Annotated in this window: 16 protein-coding genes; 13 read left to right on the forward strand and 3 right to left on the reverse strand. The window is 40.3% G+C overall.

From position 1 onward, the window contains the following. Position 1 precedes the first annotated feature (1 nt). The 10 genes from OZX63_RS01270 to OZX63_RS01315 all read left to right on the forward strand — a co-directional run bounded on the left by OZX63_RS01270 (position 2) and on the right by OZX63_RS01315 (position 12,667). Positions 2–307 (forward strand): hypothetical protein, encoded by a 306-nt coding sequence (locus tag OZX63_RS01270; RefSeq protein WP_277143932.1) that lies wholly within the window; start codon positions 2–4, stop codon positions 305–307. 12 nt (positions 308–319) lie between these two features. Then, positions 320–1,738, forward strand: a complete 1,419-nt coding sequence (locus OZX63_RS01275) for a 6-phospho-beta-glucosidase (protein WP_277143935.1) — start codon at positions 320–322, stop codon at positions 1,736–1,738. Positions 1,739–1,783: 45 nt separating this feature from the next. Next, a complete protein-coding gene (locus tag OZX63_RS01280; RefSeq protein WP_277143937.1) occupies positions 1,784–2,755 on the forward strand; it encodes a nitronate monooxygenase in 972 nt (323 codons plus the stop codon). Positions 2,756–2,880: 125 nt separating this feature from the next. Continuing rightward, positions 2,881–4,371 carry a hypothetical protein gene (locus OZX63_RS01285; protein ID WP_277143939.1) on the forward strand — a complete coding sequence of 497 codons (1,491 nt, stop codon included), beginning with the start codon at positions 2,881–2,883 and terminating at the stop codon, positions 4,369–4,371. Between the two features lie 269 nt (positions 4,372–4,640). After that, complete coding sequence (locus tag OZX63_RS01290; RefSeq protein WP_277143941.1) at positions 4,641–5,942, forward strand: extracellular solute-binding protein; 1,302 nt, start codon at positions 4,641–4,643, stop codon at positions 5,940–5,942. A 139-nt stretch (positions 5,943–6,081) separates the two neighbouring features. Next, positions 6,082–6,999, forward strand: a complete 918-nt coding sequence (locus OZX63_RS01295) for a magnesium transporter CorA family protein (RefSeq protein WP_277143943.1) — start codon at positions 6,082–6,084, stop codon at positions 6,997–6,999. A 14-nt stretch (positions 7,000–7,013) separates the two neighbouring features. Then, the gene (locus OZX63_RS01300; RefSeq protein ID WP_277143945.1) at positions 7,014–7,937 is read left to right on the forward strand and encodes a serine hydrolase; all 924 of its coding nucleotides are present in this window, start codon (positions 7,014–7,016) and stop codon (positions 7,935–7,937) included. A gap of 124 nt (positions 7,938–8,061) precedes the next feature. Beyond that, positions 8,062–8,625 (forward strand): TetR/AcrR family transcriptional regulator, encoded by a 564-nt coding sequence (locus OZX63_RS01305; RefSeq protein WP_277143947.1) that lies wholly within the window; start codon positions 8,062–8,064, stop codon positions 8,623–8,625. Positions 8,626–8,639: 14 nt separating this feature from the next. Further along, the gene (locus OZX63_RS01310; RefSeq protein WP_277143949.1) at positions 8,640–11,510 is read left to right on the forward strand and encodes an MMPL family transporter; all 2,871 of its coding nucleotides are present in this window, start codon (positions 8,640–8,642) and stop codon (positions 11,508–11,510) included. Positions 11,511–11,647: 137 nt separating this feature from the next. Next, the gene (locus tag OZX63_RS01315) at positions 11,648–12,667 is read left to right on the forward strand and encodes a zinc ribbon domain-containing protein (RefSeq protein ID WP_277143950.1); all 1,020 of its coding nucleotides are present in this window, start codon (positions 11,648–11,650) and stop codon (positions 12,665–12,667) included. A gap of 54 nt (positions 12,668–12,721) precedes the next feature. On the opposite strand, the gene OZX63_RS01320 is transcribed toward OZX63_RS01315, so the two are convergent. The 3 genes from OZX63_RS01320 to OZX63_RS01330 all read right to left on the reverse strand — a co-directional run bounded on the left by OZX63_RS01320 (position 12,722) and on the right by OZX63_RS01330 (position 15,610). Continuing rightward, positions 12,722–14,098 (reverse strand): NAD-dependent succinate-semialdehyde dehydrogenase, encoded by a 1,377-nt coding sequence (locus OZX63_RS01320; RefSeq protein WP_277143952.1) that lies wholly within the window; start codon positions 14,096–14,098, stop codon positions 12,722–12,724. A gap of 174 nt (positions 14,099–14,272) precedes the next feature. Continuing rightward, positions 14,273–15,052 (reverse strand): alpha/beta hydrolase, encoded by a 780-nt coding sequence (locus OZX63_RS01325; protein ID WP_277143954.1) that lies wholly within the window; start codon positions 15,050–15,052, stop codon positions 14,273–14,275. A gap of 129 nt (positions 15,053–15,181) precedes the next feature. After that, entirely contained in the window at positions 15,182–15,610 is a 429-nt protein-coding gene (locus tag OZX63_RS01330; RefSeq protein ID WP_277143956.1) for a cytidine deaminase, read from the reverse strand. Positions 15,611–15,731: 121 nt separating this feature from the next. Here OZX63_RS01330 and OZX63_RS01335 point away from each other — a divergent pair, with 121 nt between their 5' ends. The 3 genes from OZX63_RS01335 (at position 15,732) to serS (ending at position 18,417) form a co-directional block, all read left to right on the forward strand. Continuing rightward, complete coding sequence (locus OZX63_RS01335; RefSeq protein ID WP_277143958.1) at positions 15,732–16,340, forward strand: TVP38/TMEM64 family protein; 609 nt, start codon at positions 15,732–15,734, stop codon at positions 16,338–16,340. Then, positions 16,340–16,882, forward strand: coding sequence for a GNAT family N-acetyltransferase (locus tag OZX63_RS01340; protein ID WP_277143960.1), 543 nt, complete (start codon positions 16,340–16,342; stop codon positions 16,880–16,882). Before OZX63_RS01335 ends, OZX63_RS01340 begins: the two co-directional genes overlap by 1 nt. Before the next feature lie 227 nt (positions 16,883–17,109). Further along, positions 17,110–18,417, forward strand: coding sequence for a serine--tRNA ligase (serS, locus tag OZX63_RS01345; protein ID WP_277143961.1), 1,308 nt, complete (start codon positions 17,110–17,112; stop codon positions 18,415–18,417). The last annotated feature ends 50 nt before the right edge of the window (positions 18,418–18,467 follow it).

Consider the following 18,467-nt stretch of genomic DNA (forward strand, 5'->3'; position numbering starts at 1 on the left):
AATGTATCAATTAAGAACATATACTATTAATAATTCTAAAAATGCTCAAATTTATTTTGATGTTCATTGGTCAAAACATATTAGTAGTTTGAAAAAGTTTGGCATAGAAACATGTGCTGTTTTTCGTACAATGTCAGAGCAAGATAAGCAGCAAGTCATCGCTATCGTTAAATGCGCAGCAGGAGAAGATATTGTATCTTTGAACGATCAATATATGGCTAGTCAAGAATTTAAGGATGACATGCGCGGCTTTGATATGACTGCAATTGAAAATGTTGAAACGGTTGATTTAATCAAAAAAGTTTAAGGAGAGGTTAATTTGGCGACAAGTAAATTTTTGTGGGGTGTAGCAACATCCGCTAGTCAAATTGAAGGTGCATATGCAGACGATCATAAGGGAATGAGCATGGCCGACTTATTACCAAGTGACAAAAAGGAACGTTTGCAGTGCATGTTAGATGGGACTTATGCACTAGCGCATTATTCACCAATACAAAAAACGTATCCGGCGCACAAAGCAATTAATTTCTATTATTCTTATCAAGAAGATATTAAATTATTAGCAGAGATGGGCATCAATGCTTTCCGCTTTTCGATTATGTGGTCCAGAATTTTTCCTAATGGCGAAGAAAGTGAACCCAATCAAGTAGGACTGCAGTTTTATATTAATTTGGTTGATGAATGTCATAAATATGGGATTGAACCGATTGTTACTATTAGTCACTTTGACTTGCCGGTTAATTTAATTAAAAAATATGGCGGCTGGCGTAGTCGTAAATTAATAAAGTTTTATTTGCGGTTATGCGAGACTTTGTTTACAGCCCTTAAAGGTAAAGTTCGGTACTGGATTACATTTAATGAGATTAATATGATTTTGAATTTACCTTTCATTGGTGGCGGCCTTTCTTTTGAATCTGGTGAAAACAAAGAACAAGTTAAATATCAGGCTGCACATAATCAATTAGTGGCATCTGCTGCAGCTACAAAATTAGGGCATGAGATTGATAAAGATAATCAATTTGGTTGTATGTTAGCGGCTGGGGATGTTTACCCGTATTCATGTTCACCGCAAGATGTTATGAAGGCACTAGAGAAAAATCAAGAGCAGTATTTCTTTACAGATATTCAGGTACGTGGTTATTATCCAAGCTATGCACAAAAGTTGTTTGCTGATAAAAAGGTAGCACTTGATATTACTGTTGAAGATAAAGAAATGCTGCAAAACACAGTTGACTTTATTTCGTTTTCTTATTATTCAAGTCGGTGTATTTCGGCTGATCCTGAAGTTATGAAAAATATGACTAGTGGCAATGCATTTGCTTCAGTTAAAAATCCCTATTTGCCTGTCAGTGAATGGGGCTGGCAAATTGATCCCTTGGGTCTGCGTATTACCATGAATCAATTGTTTGATCGCTATCAAAAGCCGTTGATGATAGTTGAGAACGGCTTAGGTGCACGTGATAAAAAGTCAGATGATGGTCAAATTCATGATGATTACCGAATTGATTATTTAACTAAACATTTAGCTGCAATGGCTGATGCAATTAATGATGGTGTTCAAGTGATTGGATATACTGCGTGGAGTGGTATCGATTTGATAAGTGCATCTACTGGCGAGATGGCTAAGCGCTACGGCATGCTTTATGTGGATTTAGATAATCAGGGTAAAGGCTCTGGTAAGAGAATCAAAAAAGACTCATACTATTGGTATCAAAATTTTTTGAAAAATAAAATTTAAAAAGCTAGTTAGCAAAAAATATATATCAGAATTGAGGTAGTAAAAATGAAAGAAAATCGTGTATGTGTAGCTTTAGGAATTGAAAAACCCGTTATTCAAGGGGCAATGGCCTTTGTTTCCACTGCAGATTTGGCTGCGGCAGTTTCTAACGCTGGTGGACTTGGCGTTCTAGGACTTGGTTATGCGCCTGAACCCATGATCCGTCAAGAAATTGCCAAGATTAAAACTTTAACTGACAAAAAGTATGCCTTGCAAGTTGACATGACTTCTCCGCGAATTAGTGAGCTTGACAAGTATATTTCTGAATATGATATTCCAGTTGTCTATGGCTGCGGGATGCAAGATTGGCCACAAAAAATTGTGACTGAATATACGACAAAATGGCATCAAGAACATCGTAAAGTCATCTTCAAGGCGTCGACTGTCGCTGATGCGGTAATCGCTGAAAAAGCTGGCGGCGATGTAATTGCAGTCAAGGGCTGGGAAGGTGGCGGCCACATTTCCTTTGAAAGCACGATGGTTTTGGCAGCTAAAGCCAAGTCAGTCTTAACAGCGCCACTAGTAGTTAGCGGCGGGATTGCTAACGGCGATACAGCTGCAGCTGCGATTGCTTTGGGTGCTGATGGAATTGAAATGGGAACAGTCTTTTTGGCAACAGCTCAAGCGGCAATTCATCCTAATGCTAAAAAGGCGCTGCTTGCAGCAGGTGACATGTCAACGGTTGAAACCAACTATTCCATTGGGCCAACGCGTGAATTAAAGAACGAATTAACCAAGAGAACTGTTGCTCTTGAACAAGGAACGAGCTTTGCTGAAGCTGCTAAAAAATTGAAGAATGCAGATTCAATTACCATTAACAAAGGACTGGTTCATGGTGATACAGAAAACGGCGCCATTATGTGTGGCCAAGATGTCAGCTTAATTAACGAACAAAAAGCAGTGACAGAAATTATTGATGGTGTTCTTGCTGGTGCCCAAGAGAGAATTAAAGAAATGCAAAATTTTAGTTGGGAATAAAAACCCTAATCTGGTAGTGAATCAAGATTGATTCACTATTTTTTATTTCAATTTGGTAAAGGCTTAACAAACACTATATTGATAGATTATAATTATTGCATGAAATTTATTGTGAGGTGTTAATAATGAAAATCAATAAAAAGATTATCTTACTGCTTGGTACAGTTATGTTAGCTGGACCTGCTATGCTAGCAAGTCAGCCTGCTCAAGTTCAAGCTGCAACTGAGCAAACTAATTTGAAAATTAATCATTCACGTGTCTATAACAAGTACGGTCAAAAGCTATGGTCTTATCGTGGTAAAAGCTCGTTAATTACTAGCAAGTCAATTAAAGTTGCTAAGCAGGTAGTACCGACAACTGATCCAAGGTCTAAAAATTATTCTTTTCATGATGAGAACTGGGATTGGTATTACTTACCATATAAAATGATTAAGGGAAAAACTTACTATAGTATTGGTCATGGCGGCTATATCAAGGCAGCCAATGTCACCAAGATTAATGGTCAAGCACTTTTGGCAAATCAAGCTACAATTAAGTTGACTAAGAAGATGTTTGATGATCAAAAGGCTAATACGATTAAGGTATATGATGCAGATTTAGGTAAAAAAGTTGCTAAACATTTTACACCAGGTCAAAAGGTCGTCGTGGATGCTGTAACAAATGGTAGTGATATCGACTATCAAATTGATGAAGGCTATTCAATTATGTATCGCATCAAGGGGAGTAACCAATTTTTAGACGAAGATATTGACGATGATGCTGTTCTAACGGCAATTTACAGTAAAAAGGATTTACAATTATTGCCATGCAGTAAGCATATGGCAATTTTGACAACCAAGAATACCAATTATTATACGTATAAAGGCGAAGTAGCTACTCAGAGCGTAATTCCTAATTCGAACTTGGTTATTGTTCCTGATAATACGCCAAATTCAGTTGTTCAGGGAATTACTGCCAAGAAGGGCAGAATTGAATATGCAACTAAGGCAGTTTATTTATGTGAACCTGGTCAAACTGAACCTGAATTATTTTATCAAGTTGAGTCTACAGTAAGAGATGGTAGCTACGGGCTTCTTAGAGCAGCTGATACTAAGTATATCTATGGTACTAAATTGTCGCCGCTTAATACTAAGGAAGATGCCTTGGCAAATAAACCGTTGGCATCAACTACTAAGCGTGCGGAATTAAAGCAGCTATTGGATCAAGCTCCAGAAATTAGGGCTAGTGAAAAATATCGTTATGCTGGTTCAAGCAACAGTTCATATGAGTATTATTTTAAAAAAGCTCAAATTGCCTATGATTCATTAATTAGTACAGATACGGATGTGCAAAAAGCGATTACCGATCTCCAACAAGCAACAACTGCACTTGATCGCGGTAAGCGGATAAAAGTTAAGGATATCAATCATTTAACCGCTGAAGAAGCTAAAAAGATTCTGCCACTTGCTAACAGTGATATTCAAAGTAAATATCCTAAAGAAAAAAATCGTTATTATAACGCAAAGTTTAATAAAGATTATACTGAGTTAGATGTTTATTTGTCAGATCATACGGTTAATCCAGCTGTAACTACTAAGGTAGGTAAGTTGAATATTGCAGATTATGTAGAAAAATAAAAAATTTAAAGACTGATTGTTTCAACGACAATCAGTCTTTTTTTTGCGGTGATTTTCACTCATTAAACTAGAACGAACTGTATATTTTTAAATCTTTATCGAATAAAATACGAACCTTATCTATCATAGGATATGATATTTTTACAAAAACCGAATTTTTGCTAAAAATTTTGTTGTAATTTTTCAAAGCTTGCTATACAATTAACAAGAATTATCAATTGACAATTTATTAAGAACAATATAATAAATTATTTGGAGGAAAATCTAAAATGAAATTCGGTAAAAAGCTTGCAACCGTTGCAGTAGCGGGCTTGGCTTTAATGGGGACTGCTGCTTGTTCAAAGAGCAATTCGTCAACTTCAACTAATAATAAAATTCCTAAAGTAACTAAGAAAACAACTGTTGTTTTTTGGCATGGAATGCAAGGTGCCCAAGAGAACACCTTGAAGAGTTTGACCAAGGAATTTGAAAAGAAAAACCCTAACATTACAGTTAAGTTAGAGGAGCAAGGTGCTTATAACGATTTACAAGCAAAGATCAATTCAACCTTGCAATCACCAAAGGACTTGCCAACAATTACTCAAGCTTACCCTGACTGGTTAGAGAGTGCTGCTAAGAACAAGGCACTGGTTAACTTGACACCTTACATTAATAACAAGGATGTTGGTTGGGGCAGTCAACAAGCAAGTGGCATTAAGTCCGACTTGCTTGATGGTGCTAAAATTAGCGGGACACAATACGGAATTCCGTTTAACAAGTCAATTGAAATTTTGATTTACAATCCAGCAATGCTTAAGCAATATGGCGTTAAGAAAGTGCCAACTACAATGGCAGAACTTAAGAGCGCTGCCCAAACAATTTACCAAAAGAGTAAGCACAAGGTTGTTGGTGCTGGCTTTGATGCCCTAGACAACTACTACGTCTTGGGGATGAAGAATGCTGGTCAAAACTTCTCCAGCAAGATTGACTTTGCTGGTAATGAATCTAAGCAAGTCATCAATTACTTTGCCGATGGTGAAAAAGCTGGTTACTTCAGAATGCCAGGTTCAGACAAGTACCTGTATATTCCATTTACCAATAAGAAGTTAGCCATGATGGTTACCTCATCATCAACAGAAACTTGGGTTAAGCAAGCTGCCAAGAAAGGCTTCACTTATGATGTTGCTGCTCGTCCAAGCAAGTACACGATGCAACAAGGAACGGACATTTACATGTTCAATCATGCAACTGCCATGCAAAAGTCAGCTGCCTTCATGTACATGAAGTTCTTAGCTTCAGAGTCTAGTCAAGCTAAGTGGGCTAAGGAAACTGGTTATATCCCAGTTAATGAAGCTGTAGCTAAGACTAAGAGTTACAAGGCTAACAAGGCATTAAAACTGCCAGCTAAGTTAGAAGATGTTTTGACTACTAACACAATGTACAGTGTGCCAGTGATTAAAGATTCTGGTGCAACTTACAGTCAATTGCCAGCAATCATGCAATCGATCTTGGCCGCTGCCCAAAAGAAGCAGAATGTTAATAATGCAATTAAGACGGGCAAGACAAAATTTGACGCCGCATGGAAGCAATAATTAAATAGAAGATTTTATAAAAAAACAGACCTCTTGGTCTGTTTTTTATTTATTGTTTTTTGCTTGAATGGTAAGATAAATAAGGCATAAGAATTGGTTATTGTAGGTCAATTAATTTAAAAAGCCAGGGGTGAGAACGGTGATTAGAGAGCAATCTTTTCCTGTGGAAACTGAGTATAGATGGTATGACATCAGTAATTTGAGTGAGGAAGACAGCAATCGGCTGCAGGATGATTTTAGTTTCACCCCGGACATGATTTCTTATATTTCTGACCGTCACGAGCGACCGCACTACGATTACGATACTCATACACAAATTCACTTGCTGGTTTACGATGTGCCGATTTGGCCGACAAAGTCAATTAAGCACTTTACGTCACACCCGATTACTTTTTTAGTATCTGGTGAAAATATTTTTACGTTCCATACTGAGTCGACTAGTTATGTGTTTGACGAATTTAACGACCGACCGATGCGGCGTAAGTTGGCTCAAGCGCAAGATGTAACGGAACTATTAATGAAGTTTCTGCTGTTTTCGTCGCAATATTTCCAGCGGGCTGTCACGCAATTAGATGTTGAACGCAATAGTCTGGACCAAAAGCTGTCTGATGATATTGATAATCATGATTTAGTTGAATTATCAAACATTGAAAAGAGTTTGGTTTATCTTTCCAGTTCCATTCAAACAAATCTAATGATGCTTAAGAGCTTGAAAAAGTCCAAGCTGAGTTTTACTAAGTATGCCGGTGAGCGGCTGGATGATGTGTTAATTGAGTCTAATCAGGCTGCTGAAATGGTGAAGATTTCTCAACAAGTAACGGCAACGTTGTCAGCGACTTCCAATAATATGATGAACAACAACTTGAACGACACGATGAAGTTCTTAACGGTCTGGTCGCTGGTGTTGACAATCCCGACAATTCTAACAGGGTTTTACGGGATGAATGTCAGCTTGCCGGTGGGCCATAAGCCGTCGGACTGGATTGCGATTACCGCTTTTACCATTATCTTAATGGTTTGGCTAATTGTGTTAATGAAACGACACCATTTCTTCTAAATTGAGGCTAATTTATGAAAAACAAAATTTTGGTCGGTTCATTAGTTGCGACTCTTGTATCATTTCTACTTTATTTAAATAATTTAAATCATGTTGAAAATACCAGTGTGCGCATTGTTAGCCCGCAGCAAAGCAAGGTAGTTAAAAATAATAAAGCGGCTAAAAAGAGCCGTGAACCCAGTGTTGATGAAGTCGAATACGCTGCCGATGTTAAAGTTGAATCTGGTAGCGACAAGGACTGGGCCCAGCAAATTGAACAGGTGATGGGCAAAGACAAGAGCTATCAGGTTAGCGTGCAGGATTTAAACTCGCGCAAGTTTGCCCGGGTTAATAATACAATTAAGGCACATGGCATAACTGCCAGCAGCCGACTGTATTTACTAGCCGCAATTTACTATCAAGAGCAGTACGGCAAATTGACATCGCACACGGCAATCAAAATTAAGAAGGCCGATCGCGTCAAGGGTGAGCAAATGTTAAAACCCGGCTATGCTTACGGGATTGCTTACTTGAAGCAGGCGATGATGCACGGCAATAAGACTGCGGCTAATGCCTTATTGCGCAAAGTTGGATCACGTAATGTTAACCGAATTATTGCAAAAATGGGTGCTACTAAGACTAGTATTGGCAAAAAGTTTACTGCTAATCCGGTAAGTACAACGACTGCGACTGACTTGACTAGTGTGATGGTTGATTTATATCAGAATAAAACTCTCAGCCGGCAGTATGCCAATCTGGCTTTAACCGCGCTTAACTTGGCACAATCAAAGCCTAAATTAGTTCGCGGTCTTCATGGGCAAATTTATGCGGCTTCTGATAGTAAATCGGCAGTGGCAATTGTCCAAGATGGTGGGCACGCATACTGTATGAGTGTCTGGAGTAGTGATGATGCGGCGTTTGCTCATTTGGGCCAGACTATTAATCGTTTCTTTAAATAGGAGTAAATCAAAGTCTTATCTTGGTAAGGCTTTTTTATTTCGCCCAAATTAATTTACAGCGTGTAGATTGTAATCTTCATATTGTAGTGATATATTATTCATCGTGCTAGTAGAGGAGGGTACAATGGTTCAAAAAAGGAGCCTTGATTTAAGTAAAGTAATTGCCAAGGCAACAGAGATGATTGAGCAGAAGGGACTTTCTGCGACAACTTTGCCAAACTTGGCCAAGGAGCTCGGTGTGCGGTCGCAATCGCTCTACCACTATGTTTCCGGCCGCAAGCAGTTATTGTCGCTTGTTGGTGCCAGTCGGATTAAGCTATTAAGCGAACGCTTGGTAGAGAATATTATTGGCTTGTCTGGTGTTGATGCCCTGCTTAAATTTGCGGATATTGTGCGAGATTTTATTTTGCATGATCCCGCATTGCTCAGTATTTTGTACCATTTAAACGAATACCAACAAGATGACGCGATTAGCCAAGAAATTATCAATATTATTTCTTTGGCCGAAAAACTAAATTTGCGTCATGACAGCAAGGTATCGCTCCATGCTCTAATTGGTGCAGTCCTTGGTTATGTTTTCTTAGATGTGTCGTCATCGTTTACTGATGAAACCGATGAGGAAGCCGATCAGGGTTACCATAAGTTGCTGCTGCAATTAGTGCAGCCAAAACAAGTTTTACAAAATTAGAAAGGAAAAGTAGAGTGCAAAAACTACTGAAAAACCATGTTTTTTCATTAATTGCATGGGTTTTAATTTTAATTGTTTCTGTGATTGCTTTGCCCAATATTACTGGGCTAACACGTGAGCACTCAAATATTTCTCTCCCACAAACTGTCCAAAGTGAAGTGGCGCAAACAATTCAAAATGATTGGGGACCGAAACAAAAGGACACTTATCAAATTGCGGTTGTATTTAATAAGGACAAGGGCAAGATAACGGATGATGATAAGGTGGCAATTAACCAAACGATTGACTATCTGAAAAATCATCAGGATAAATATGGCATTAAGCAAGTCTTAGGACCTGAGGATAACATTGCTACCAAGAAGAAATTGGAAGCAAAAGATGGTACGACTTGGATTATGCAAATTAATGTTGCCAAGAAGCACGCGCCAATTAACGATGTGGAAACGCAGTTAACTAATGCGGTTAAGACCGCAGGCGTGAAAACTTATGTGACGGGCGCGGATGTCTTGCAAAATGCCTTCACTAATTCTATTCAAGAGGGAATTAAGAAGACAGAATTAATTACCGTCATCTTTATCTTTATTGTTTTGGTAATTGTCTTTAGGTCGCCGATTGTCCCGTTAATTTCATTATTAACGGTTGGCGTATCATTTATTACGGCGTTCTCAATTGTCACCAACTTGGTGGCACATAACAATTTCCCATTTTCTAACTTCACGCAAGTCTTTATGATTATTGTGTTGTTCGGGATTGGGACCGACTATAACATCCTACTTTACGATAAGTTTAAGGAAGACCTCGGCATGGGGATGGATCGCTATCAGGCGATGAAGAGTGCCCTGAAGGTTGCCGGCAAAACGATTTTGTATTCAGGATCTTCGATTTTAATTGGCTTTACTGCTTTGAGTTTGGCTAAGTTTTCGATTTATCAATCAGCTGTCGGTGTCGCTGTCGGTGTTGCCGTTTTGCTGGTTGTCTTGTTAACCTTGAACCCATTCTTTATGGCTGTTTTAGGCGAAAAAATGTTCTGGCCGGTTAAGAAATTTACCGGTGAACATGAAGATAAATTATGGCACGGTATTTCTAAAGGCACACTAGCCCACCCAATTGTTTACTTAGCAATCTTGGCAGTTGTAGTGACGCCGTTTGCTCTCTTGTATTCAGGTCACTTGAATTATGATGATACTGATGAAATTGCCAACAATGTTCCGGCTAAAGCTGGTTTGCAAGTAGTTGAAAAGCATTTCTCCAAGGGGATGGCTGAGCCGACTACACTTTACATTAAGAGTAATCACCGCCTTGACAATGAGGCAGACCTGAAGCTGATTGACCAATTGACAAGACAGTTGCAGGCTTCCAAGGATGTTTCGTTTGTCACCTCGGTTACTCAGCCTTATGGTGAAAGCATCCAGCAACTGTACGTTAATAATCAGTTGAATACAGTTAATGATGGGGTTGATCAGGCACGCAGTGGCTTAAACAAGTTAAGTAAGGCCAGCAAGAAGGTAACATTGGGTGCTAATCAGTTAGCTAATGGTACCGATCAATTGCAAAGTGGTGCTAGCACCTTACAAGGCGGTTCTAGCAAGCTGCAAAGCGGTAGTCAGCAATTAGCATCTGGGTTAAACCAGTTGAATTCGCAATTATCGTCTAGTTCGCAGTCACTGGCTGGAGCGCAGCAGAGCATTAAGACAAACCTTGAACAGGGCTACAAAGAAAACTTGACTCGCAATGTGGCTAAAATTCCAGGCTTAACGCAAAGTCAGCGATTAGCAGTAATGCAAGCTGCTGGTGCGGCACTATCGAAGTCTTGGGCCAGCACTGCTGCAAGTATGCCAGACACTAGTGGTCAAATGGGCCAATTGCAATCAGGTGTCGGCAGTTTGGCTTCTGCTTCTAACCAATTGAGTTCAGGTGCTGCAAGTCTTAATAGCGGGATTGGTCAACTGAATTCAAGTACGGGTCAACTTAGCTCGGGTGCTGGTAAATTGGCGACTAGCACGCCGAAGATTACTTCAGGTGTTGATTCTGTCAATAGTGGTCTAGGTCAAGGTGCTTCGTACTTGACGGGCTTAGCTAGCTCATCTGCGGCTGATACTTTCTACATTCCAACTGAATTTATCAAGTCGGATATGTTCCAAGATTCTGTTAAGGTCTATTTAAGTCCAAATAAGAAGTCCGCAATGTTAATGATGGTCTTCAACTCTAATCCAAGTAGTACCAAGGCAACTAGTGAAGTTGGCGAACTCAGCCAAATGGCTAAGAAATCACTGCAGGGAACTCGTTTAGAAAAGGCAACTGTTGCAATGGGCGGCGAAAGTGCCAAAATTGCGGATATTAAGCAGGTGGCTAACGGTGACTTTATTAGAACCGCTGCAATCATGCTTGTTGGGATTGGCATTGCGCTGATTTTTGTTACCCGATCATTATTGCAACCACTGTATATTCTCGGCACGCTGCTGATTGCTTACTTCTGCTCACTGTCAATTAGTGAGTGGCTTGTTAAGGCTCTACTTGGCAATACCATGCTGACGTGGAATACGCCGTTCTTTAGCTTCATTATGTTGATTGCTCTAGGTGTTGACTACAGTATCTTCTTAATGACGCGTTACCGCGCGATTGAGGGCGGTAAGCCGAGCGAGCGCATTTTGAAGGCTTGTGGAATTATTGGAACCGTCGTTATTTCGGCAGCCATTATTCTTGGCGGTACGTTTGCAGCATTGATTCCATCTGGGATTCCAACGCTGATTGAAGTAGCGCTGGCTGTGATTATTGGCCTGATTATTCTGGTCTTTATCATGCCGATTACTTTATCAGCAGCAGTTAAGCTGACTTATGAAGGTTTGCATTGGAATCGTAAGAATAAACGAATTAAAAATAGTTAATTAAACTAAGATTGAATGACTCAACTTTGAGCTGTTCAATCTTTTTTTATTGCGAAAAATAATGATTTTGGTTGTAAACTAATAATTTTGTTTTATCATTAACTTAAAAGTAACTATAAAATTAAGGAGTGTAGTTTATGACTACTTGTCCAAATTGCGGCAAAGCAATCACCGATGACGACCAGCTGTGCCCCAACTGTCACTTTAATTTGCAAAAATATCGGCAGACGTTTTTTACAGATAGGCACGAAGAGGTAAATTATGAAGACCAAAAGATGGGCAAGAAAATTGCCAGTCGCGAAGCTTACCGGCAGGAGTTTTATCCTGATAAGCAAAATTCAACGATTAAAAAGATGCTAGAATGGATTCGAGCTAACAGTATGATTGTGTTTTTAGTAGGAATTATGTTACTGATTATCATGAGTTTTTCGCGTGGGTTAGGCTGGATTAGCTTTTTCCTGCTGTTCTTCTGGTTGTATGTTGTTTGCCTGCGGCGAGGAAAAATTGAACGCTATACTGTTGACCGGCGCTTAACAGAGAAGGTTAATCAGCTCGGCTCAAATATGTTTAATAGGGTTGAAGATCACAGCCAAAAAGTTTGGTCGCGGTCAAAAACTGCGCCGGATGGCACAGATGAAGTTGAAGAAGAAACAGTTACCGTCAAGAAGCACTTTAACTACATTCAATTGTCAGTAGTAATGACGGCATTAATTAGTTTAATAGTGTTGTTTACCGGTTCTGGAGCGTCTGTTTCCGACATTACCTATACCGGCAAGATGTCGATTACGCGAGTGGCATTGAGCCTAGCCGGACAACTGTTTGGCTCTAGTTCAACGCTTTTGCAAGGGGTCTTGATGTGTGTGATTTGGCTGCTGCTAGTGATTTTTCCGATCATAATCATGTATCAGGCCTTACAAAGCACGAAAAAGGGCAACTGGCTTGCCTTTATTTTCTCTCTAGTGGAAACCGCGTTTTTGATTTATCTTGTCTTTAGATTATCGAGCACCACGCGCGCCAATACAGGCTTATTCCACGGCCTGACTAGTCAACTATTAATGTACGCCGTGTCGGTTGGCGCCTCAACGTACTTTTTAATTCTAGCCAGTTTAATGACAACCGTGCTTGCTGGGGTTAACTTATTTAGAAAACATTCTTAAAAAGAGCAATAAAAATGCTGAGCGTTAAACTCAGCATTTTTGTTTTAGTTAAATTTACTTATGGGAAACATCGATTACAAGGTGTTCGTTAACAAAGGCCATCATCCCTAAGTCGCTCAACTCGCGGCCGTATCCGGAATTCTTAACCCCACCAAATGGTAATTCACCTGAAGTAATCCAAGTGCCGTTAATTACGGTCATACCACTTTCAACTTGAGCAGCTAATTCTTGGGCATGATCAACATCAGAACTGATGATTGATGAGCCAAGACCGTAACTTGAGTCGTTAGCAAGGGCAATTGCTTCGTCTTCGTCTTCTACCTTGTAGACCATTGCAACAGGACCAAACATTTCTTCGTCAAATGCTGGGTTCTTCTTGTCAATGTCAGTCAAGATTACGGGACTAAAGAAGGCACCGTCAGACTTAATTTCTGGATATTGATAAAAGACTTTAGCACCAGCATCAACTGCGGCCTTAACTTGCTTAGTCAGCTTATCTCTTGAGCTGACTGAGTTCATTGGTGGCAAGGTGGTTGCGTCATCCATTGGGTCGCCCGGTTTTAAGTTAGAAAAGACGTTCTTTAATTCGTGTAAAACTTCGTCGTAACGAGATTTAACAACAATAATCCGCTTGGATGAGGTACATACTTGACCGCCATTGTAAGTTCTGGCAGTGCACAGTACTTGTTTCAAAAGTTCTGGGTCAGCGTCATCTAAAATGATGAACGGGTCATTGCCGCCGAGTTCCATTGTTGACTTCTTTAAGTTCTTACCAGCATTAGCAGCAACTGAAGAACCACCACGTTCTGAACCAGTCAGGGCAACACCGGAAATCCGTGGATCAGCAATAATGTCGTCTAATTGGTCGTAAGTTGGGTAAAGGTTAATAAAGCTGCCTTCAGGTGCGCCGCCTTCTTTAACGATTTTAGCAGCTAAAGCAGCAGAACCAGGAACATTGTGGGCGTGCTTCAATAGCATTGGGTTACCAACGATGAAGTTTGGAGCAAAGACCCGGATAATTTGGTAAAGTGGGAAGTTCCACGGCTCGCAAGCCATAATCACACCAGTAGCTTGCTTCAAGTAGCAGGCACGACCAAGTTGCGATTCAACTGGTTGCGGCTTTAACATCTCTGGGCCTTTTTCAGCGTAATATTCACAAATCGAAATACAAATTTCAACTTCTTCTTTGGATTCGTGAATCATTTTACCCATTTCACGGGTCATCATTTCGGCCATTTCGTCTTCATGCTTGCGCAAGCTGTCAGCAACTTGGTGCAAAATTGTGGCACGACTTTCAGGACTTTCGTGTTGCCACTTCTTGTATAACGCATGGGCAAGATTAATTGCTTCGTCAATTTGCGTGGCTGTTGGGTTGTCGTATTCGGCAAACTTTTCATTGGTATATGGGTTGACTGATTGATATTTAGCCATATTGTTACCTCTTTTTAAAAATCATTCTAAAAACAAATAAATGTTTCAAGACACATTATAAAGCGTTATCATGTTAATTTAAATTTTTTGAACCAGACTTTACTAATAATTAATTTGCTTACAAAAAAACCGCGAAAAAGCAATATTTTCGCGATTTTTTAATTATTGTGGTGCTTACATCATTTGCGTTAAGTAGGCAAGTGAAGCATCAATGTAGTCGTTGGCATAAGCCATTGCGTGCTTTTGACCTGGGAGAACAGTAAGTTCTGAGCCGCGGTCTTCTTTAGCCAAAGTTTGGATGAAGTCCAAGACATACTTCAATGGGGATAATTCGTCGGCTGAATTAATTAGCCATAAGTGTCCCAAGTTGGAGTAGTCGTAAGATTTTGCGTCCAGCTTTTCAAGAGTAGCTGCATCGCTTGAACCGGCGTATGCTAAACCGAAGTATTTATAGAAGGAATCGTTAATTTCCTTAGGGTCGGTTAAGCCGAGTTCGCCGCGAGCATCAATTGAGGCCTTAGTGGCTTCGTGTTCTTTCATCCAAGCGGAGTAGTTGACTGGTGCTGACCAAGTAACTGTTGGGAAGCCGTACTTTCCGGCAATGTAGAGGGCCATGACGCCGCCGGAACTGGCACCAATTTGCGTAATGCCCTTGGTGTCTGAGCCGGTATAATCAGAGTCAAGCAGCCATTCAACGAACTTAACGGTATCATCATGCGCAGCTGGGAAAGTGTTGGTTGGTGCCAAACGGTAATTCGGGACAAATGCAGTGAAGCCTTTTTCTGTCATTTTAAGGCATAAGTCTTTAACGTCGCCTTTGTCGCCGCGAATCCAACCGCCACCGTGCCAAAAGATTAAAACCTTAGTCGCTTTTGCGGGCGTATCCGGCAAGTAAATGTCAGTTGCCAAGTGGTGTTCTTCATCATAAATGATATCGTTCTTAATTTTAGCCATATATTTAAACCTCCAATATAACTATATTTATTATCTCTTCTATCTTAGAATAAAATTGTGCTTTTGGCTGAAAAAATTTGGTTAATAAGTCAAATTTATTGTGAAATAGATTAATTGCCTAAACAAAAGTTAATTTTGCGCCGTTATGCGGTCCGTTCCCCACCAATTAGGAATTAGTTTGGCTAAAGTAATTGTTTTTCTTGACGCGTAATCTACCATAAATTCGGTATCTTTATTACGTGCGTCTAATTGCATGAGAAATTCGCGGCAGGCGCCGCAAGGCATACCAGAACTGCCGCCAAATGGTGGCTTGTCGCGAAAGGCGATAATGCGTTTGATGTGAGTTTGGCCCGTTGCCACATACATGTTTAACGCAGCAACGCGCTCAGCGCATAAATTTAAAACGCCGGAGCAACTTTCAATGCAAACACCAACAAAAATTTGCCCATCTTCTGCCTCTAAAGCACAGACAACGTTGCGAGCGTAAATGAAAGGTGAGACATCGCCAGGTCGGTATTCCTTGGCAGCTGCCTTATATAATTGGTTCCAAATATCCATGTTTGCCTCCTTTTAGTATTGATAATTTTAAATTATTTTAATTATTATCCCGAATTAGCTAAAAAAGCAATCATCAGTCGTGAAATTTTGGTAAAATTGACCTTATCTATGGAGGGATATTATGCACTTGTCACCAAAAGCTAGTCGGCGGTTAATTAATATTTTGACCGTTGTTAGTGGGATTATTATCATCTTACTGTGTATCTATTGGTATCGTCTGGGGATTTTTACTAGCCAGGCGAAGATGCGCGCATATTTGGCTAATAAAAAAATCATCGGGCCAGTTATTTTTGTGCTGATTCAGACAACGCAGGTTGTGTTCCCAATTATTCCCGGTGGAGTGTCGCTGCTTGGCGGGGTGGTGTTCTTTGGACCAGTAGCCGGCTTTATCTACAATTATATCGGCGTCTGCATCGGTTCGATTATCGACTTCTTTTTGGCGCGGTATTATGGTCGGCCGTTTATTCTGCACATTGTTTCTGAAAAGACACTGGACAAATATATGAAGTGGACGAAAAACCAGCGCAAGTTTAACTGGTTTTTTGCGATTTGTATTATTGCACCGATGGCACCAGATGACGTGCTATGTATGCTCGCGGGATTAACGGATATGAAATTCTGGACGTACTTTTGGATTATCGTTTTGGGCAAGCCCTGGACAATTGCAGCGTACAGTTTTGCCCTAATGTTTGGGATGGATTGGCTGCTCAAACTTGTTGGCAGTAAGTAATGGCTAAGCGAGTTTATTTGCGCCCCTTTAACTTGGCGGATGCACCGGTTATTTTAAGATGGGGCCAGGACGATTATTACTATCATTACGCTGGCTTTAGTCGCTACCAAAATTTGGCGCAGGCCGAACTTGCCGCTAAGCAATATGCTGCGCGGGATAATAGTTATGCGATTTGTCTACAAGAAACGCAGCAGGTGATTGGCCTTGTTGAATTATATGAGCGCGGGACAAATGATCAGGAATTATTGCAGACTAAAGAAGTTGGTTTCCTATTAGACAAGTCGTTTTCGGGACACGGTTATATGACTGAGGCCTTACAATTGATTTTTGCTTATGCTTTTAATCAGCTTGACCAAACTGAAATTTGGGCGGGGACTTTTGCTCATAACCTAAAATCGCAAAAATTGCTGCAGCGGTTGGGCTTTAAGTACGTTTATTTTGTCGATTTAAGTAAAATTAGTCATCTTTTTTCCTATCAAGAAAAATACTATTTGCTTGATAGGAAAGAATGGCTTAAAATAAATGCAAACACGGAATCTTAAGACTATTTCAGAGAGTTCGCGGCTGGTGTGAGCGGATAAAAGTCGTTTCCAGATTCCTTAAATGTGGGTAATTAATAGTTACACGGGCTGCGGCGCCGTTATCGCCAAACAATGAAGTGCAGTTATTTATCAAAATAACTGAAACTGGGTGGTACCGCGAAGCCATGTATGAGCCAATTCGTCCCAAGATGTAGGGATGAGTTGGCTCTTTTTTATGGAGGTAAACAATGTTAGATATTAAGGTGATTCGTGAGAATCTCGATTGGGCAAAGGAAAAGCTTGCTACGCGTGGGATTAAGCCGGAGCAATTAGATGAATTAATTGAGATTGATAAACAGCGCCGTGAAAGCCTAAATAAGACTGAGCAATTGAAGGCTAAGCGTAACGATGTTTCTAAAGAAATCGCTGAGGCTAAACGCAATAAGGAAGATGCTTCAAGCGTAATCGCTGAAATGCGTGAAGTTGGTAGTGAAATTAAGGATTTGGATAATAAGGTTAGTGAGTTAACTGACAAACAAAATTACATTTTGCTGCGGTTGCCAAACTTCCCTGATGATTCTGATCCAATTGGTCCTGATGAAAGCTACAACCAAGAAGTACGCAAGTGGAGCGAACCAACAAAGTTAGACTTCAAGCCTAAGGCTCACTGGGATTTAGGAACTGACCTCGATATTTTAGACTGGGATCGCGGCGCTAAAGTTTCTGGTGCGCGTTTTGTCTACTATAAAGGTGCAGGTGCACTTTTGGAACGGGCCGTATTTAACTTCTTCCTAGATGAAAACACGAAGGCCGGCTATACGGAAATTATCCCGCCATACTTGGTAAATGACGCTTCAATGCAAGGAACAGGACAATTCCCGAAGTTCCATGAAGATGTTTATACTATAGTAGATAATGATGATCCAGATAAGCCACGGGACCTAACTTTAATTCCAACTGCTGAAGTGCCGCTAGTTAATTACTTCCGTGATGAAATTATTCATGAAGACAGATTGCCAATTAACGTAACTGCACTGTCACCAGCTTTCAGAAGTGAAGCAGGTTCTGCTGGACGCGACACCCGTGGTCTAATCAGAATGCACGAATTCAGAAAAGTTGAAATGGTCAAGGTATGTAAGCCTGAAGAATCATGGCATGAATTAGACAATTTGACAGCAAATGCTGAACACTTACTGCAGAAGTTGAACTTACCGTATCACGTTGTTGCATTGTCAACTGGGGATGCCAGCTTCACCAGTGCCAAGACATATGATTTGGAAGTTTGGATGCCGGCTCAGGACAAGTACCGTGAAATTTCTTCATGTTCTAACTGTACTGACTTCCAGGCACGCCGTGCGCAAATTCGTTACCGCGGTGAAGACGGTAAGCTGCATTTAGCTCATACTTTGAATGGTTCTGGTTTGGCTGTTGGTCGAACAGTTGCCGCTATTTTGGAAAACTACCAGAATGAAGATGGTACAGTAACAGTTCCAGAAGCATTAGTTCCATATATGAACGGAATGACAAAAATTACTAAAGAACAAAGCTTAATTTAAGCGTTAAAGAGGTCCAGATGGACCTCTTTTTTAGTTATTTTGAAAAAAAT

Source organism: Lactobacillus sp. ESL0700, from assembly GCF_029392095.1.
Classification (GTDB): Bacteria; Bacillota; Bacilli; order Lactobacillales; family Lactobacillaceae; genus Lactobacillus.

Coding starts and splice junctions, on each gene's coding strand:
- OZX63_RS01270 (WP_277143932.1), top strand. CDS start 2: ATGTATCAATTAAGAACATATACTATTAATAATTCTAAAAATGCTCAA.
- OZX63_RS01280 (WP_277143937.1), top strand. CDS start 1,784: ATGAAAGAAAATCGTGTATGTGTAGCTTTAGGAATTGAAAAACCCGTT.
- OZX63_RS01285 (WP_277143939.1), top strand. CDS start 2,881: ATGAAAATCAATAAAAAGATTATCTTACTGCTTGGTACAGTTATGTTA.
- OZX63_RS01290 (WP_277143941.1), top strand. CDS start 4,641: ATGAAATTCGGTAAAAAGCTTGCAACCGTTGCAGTAGCGGGCTTGGCT.
- OZX63_RS01300 (WP_277143945.1), top strand. CDS start 7,014: ATGAAAAACAAAATTTTGGTCGGTTCATTAGTTGCGACTCTTGTATCA.
- OZX63_RS01305 (WP_277143947.1), top strand. CDS start 8,062: ATGGTTCAAAAAAGGAGCCTTGATTTAAGTAAAGTAATTGCCAAGGCA.
- OZX63_RS01315 (WP_277143950.1), top strand. CDS start 11,648: ATGACTACTTGTCCAAATTGCGGCAAAGCAATCACCGATGACGACCAG.
- OZX63_RS01320 (WP_277143952.1), bottom strand. CDS start 14,098: ATGGCTAAATATCAATCAGTCAACCCATATACCAATGAAAAGTTTGCC.
- OZX63_RS01325 (WP_277143954.1), bottom strand. CDS start 15,052: ATGGCTAAAATTAAGAACGATATCATTTATGATGAAGAACACCACTTG.
- OZX63_RS01330 (WP_277143956.1), bottom strand. CDS start 15,610: ATGGATATTTGGAACCAATTATATAAGGCAGCTGCCAAGGAATACCGA.
- OZX63_RS01335 (WP_277143958.1), top strand. CDS start 15,732: ATGCACTTGTCACCAAAAGCTAGTCGGCGGTTAATTAATATTTTGACC.
- OZX63_RS01340 (WP_277143960.1), top strand. CDS start 16,340: ATGGCTAAGCGAGTTTATTTGCGCCCCTTTAACTTGGCGGATGCACCG.
- serS (WP_277143961.1), top strand. CDS start 17,110: ATGTTAGATATTAAGGTGATTCGTGAGAATCTCGATTGGGCAAAGGAA.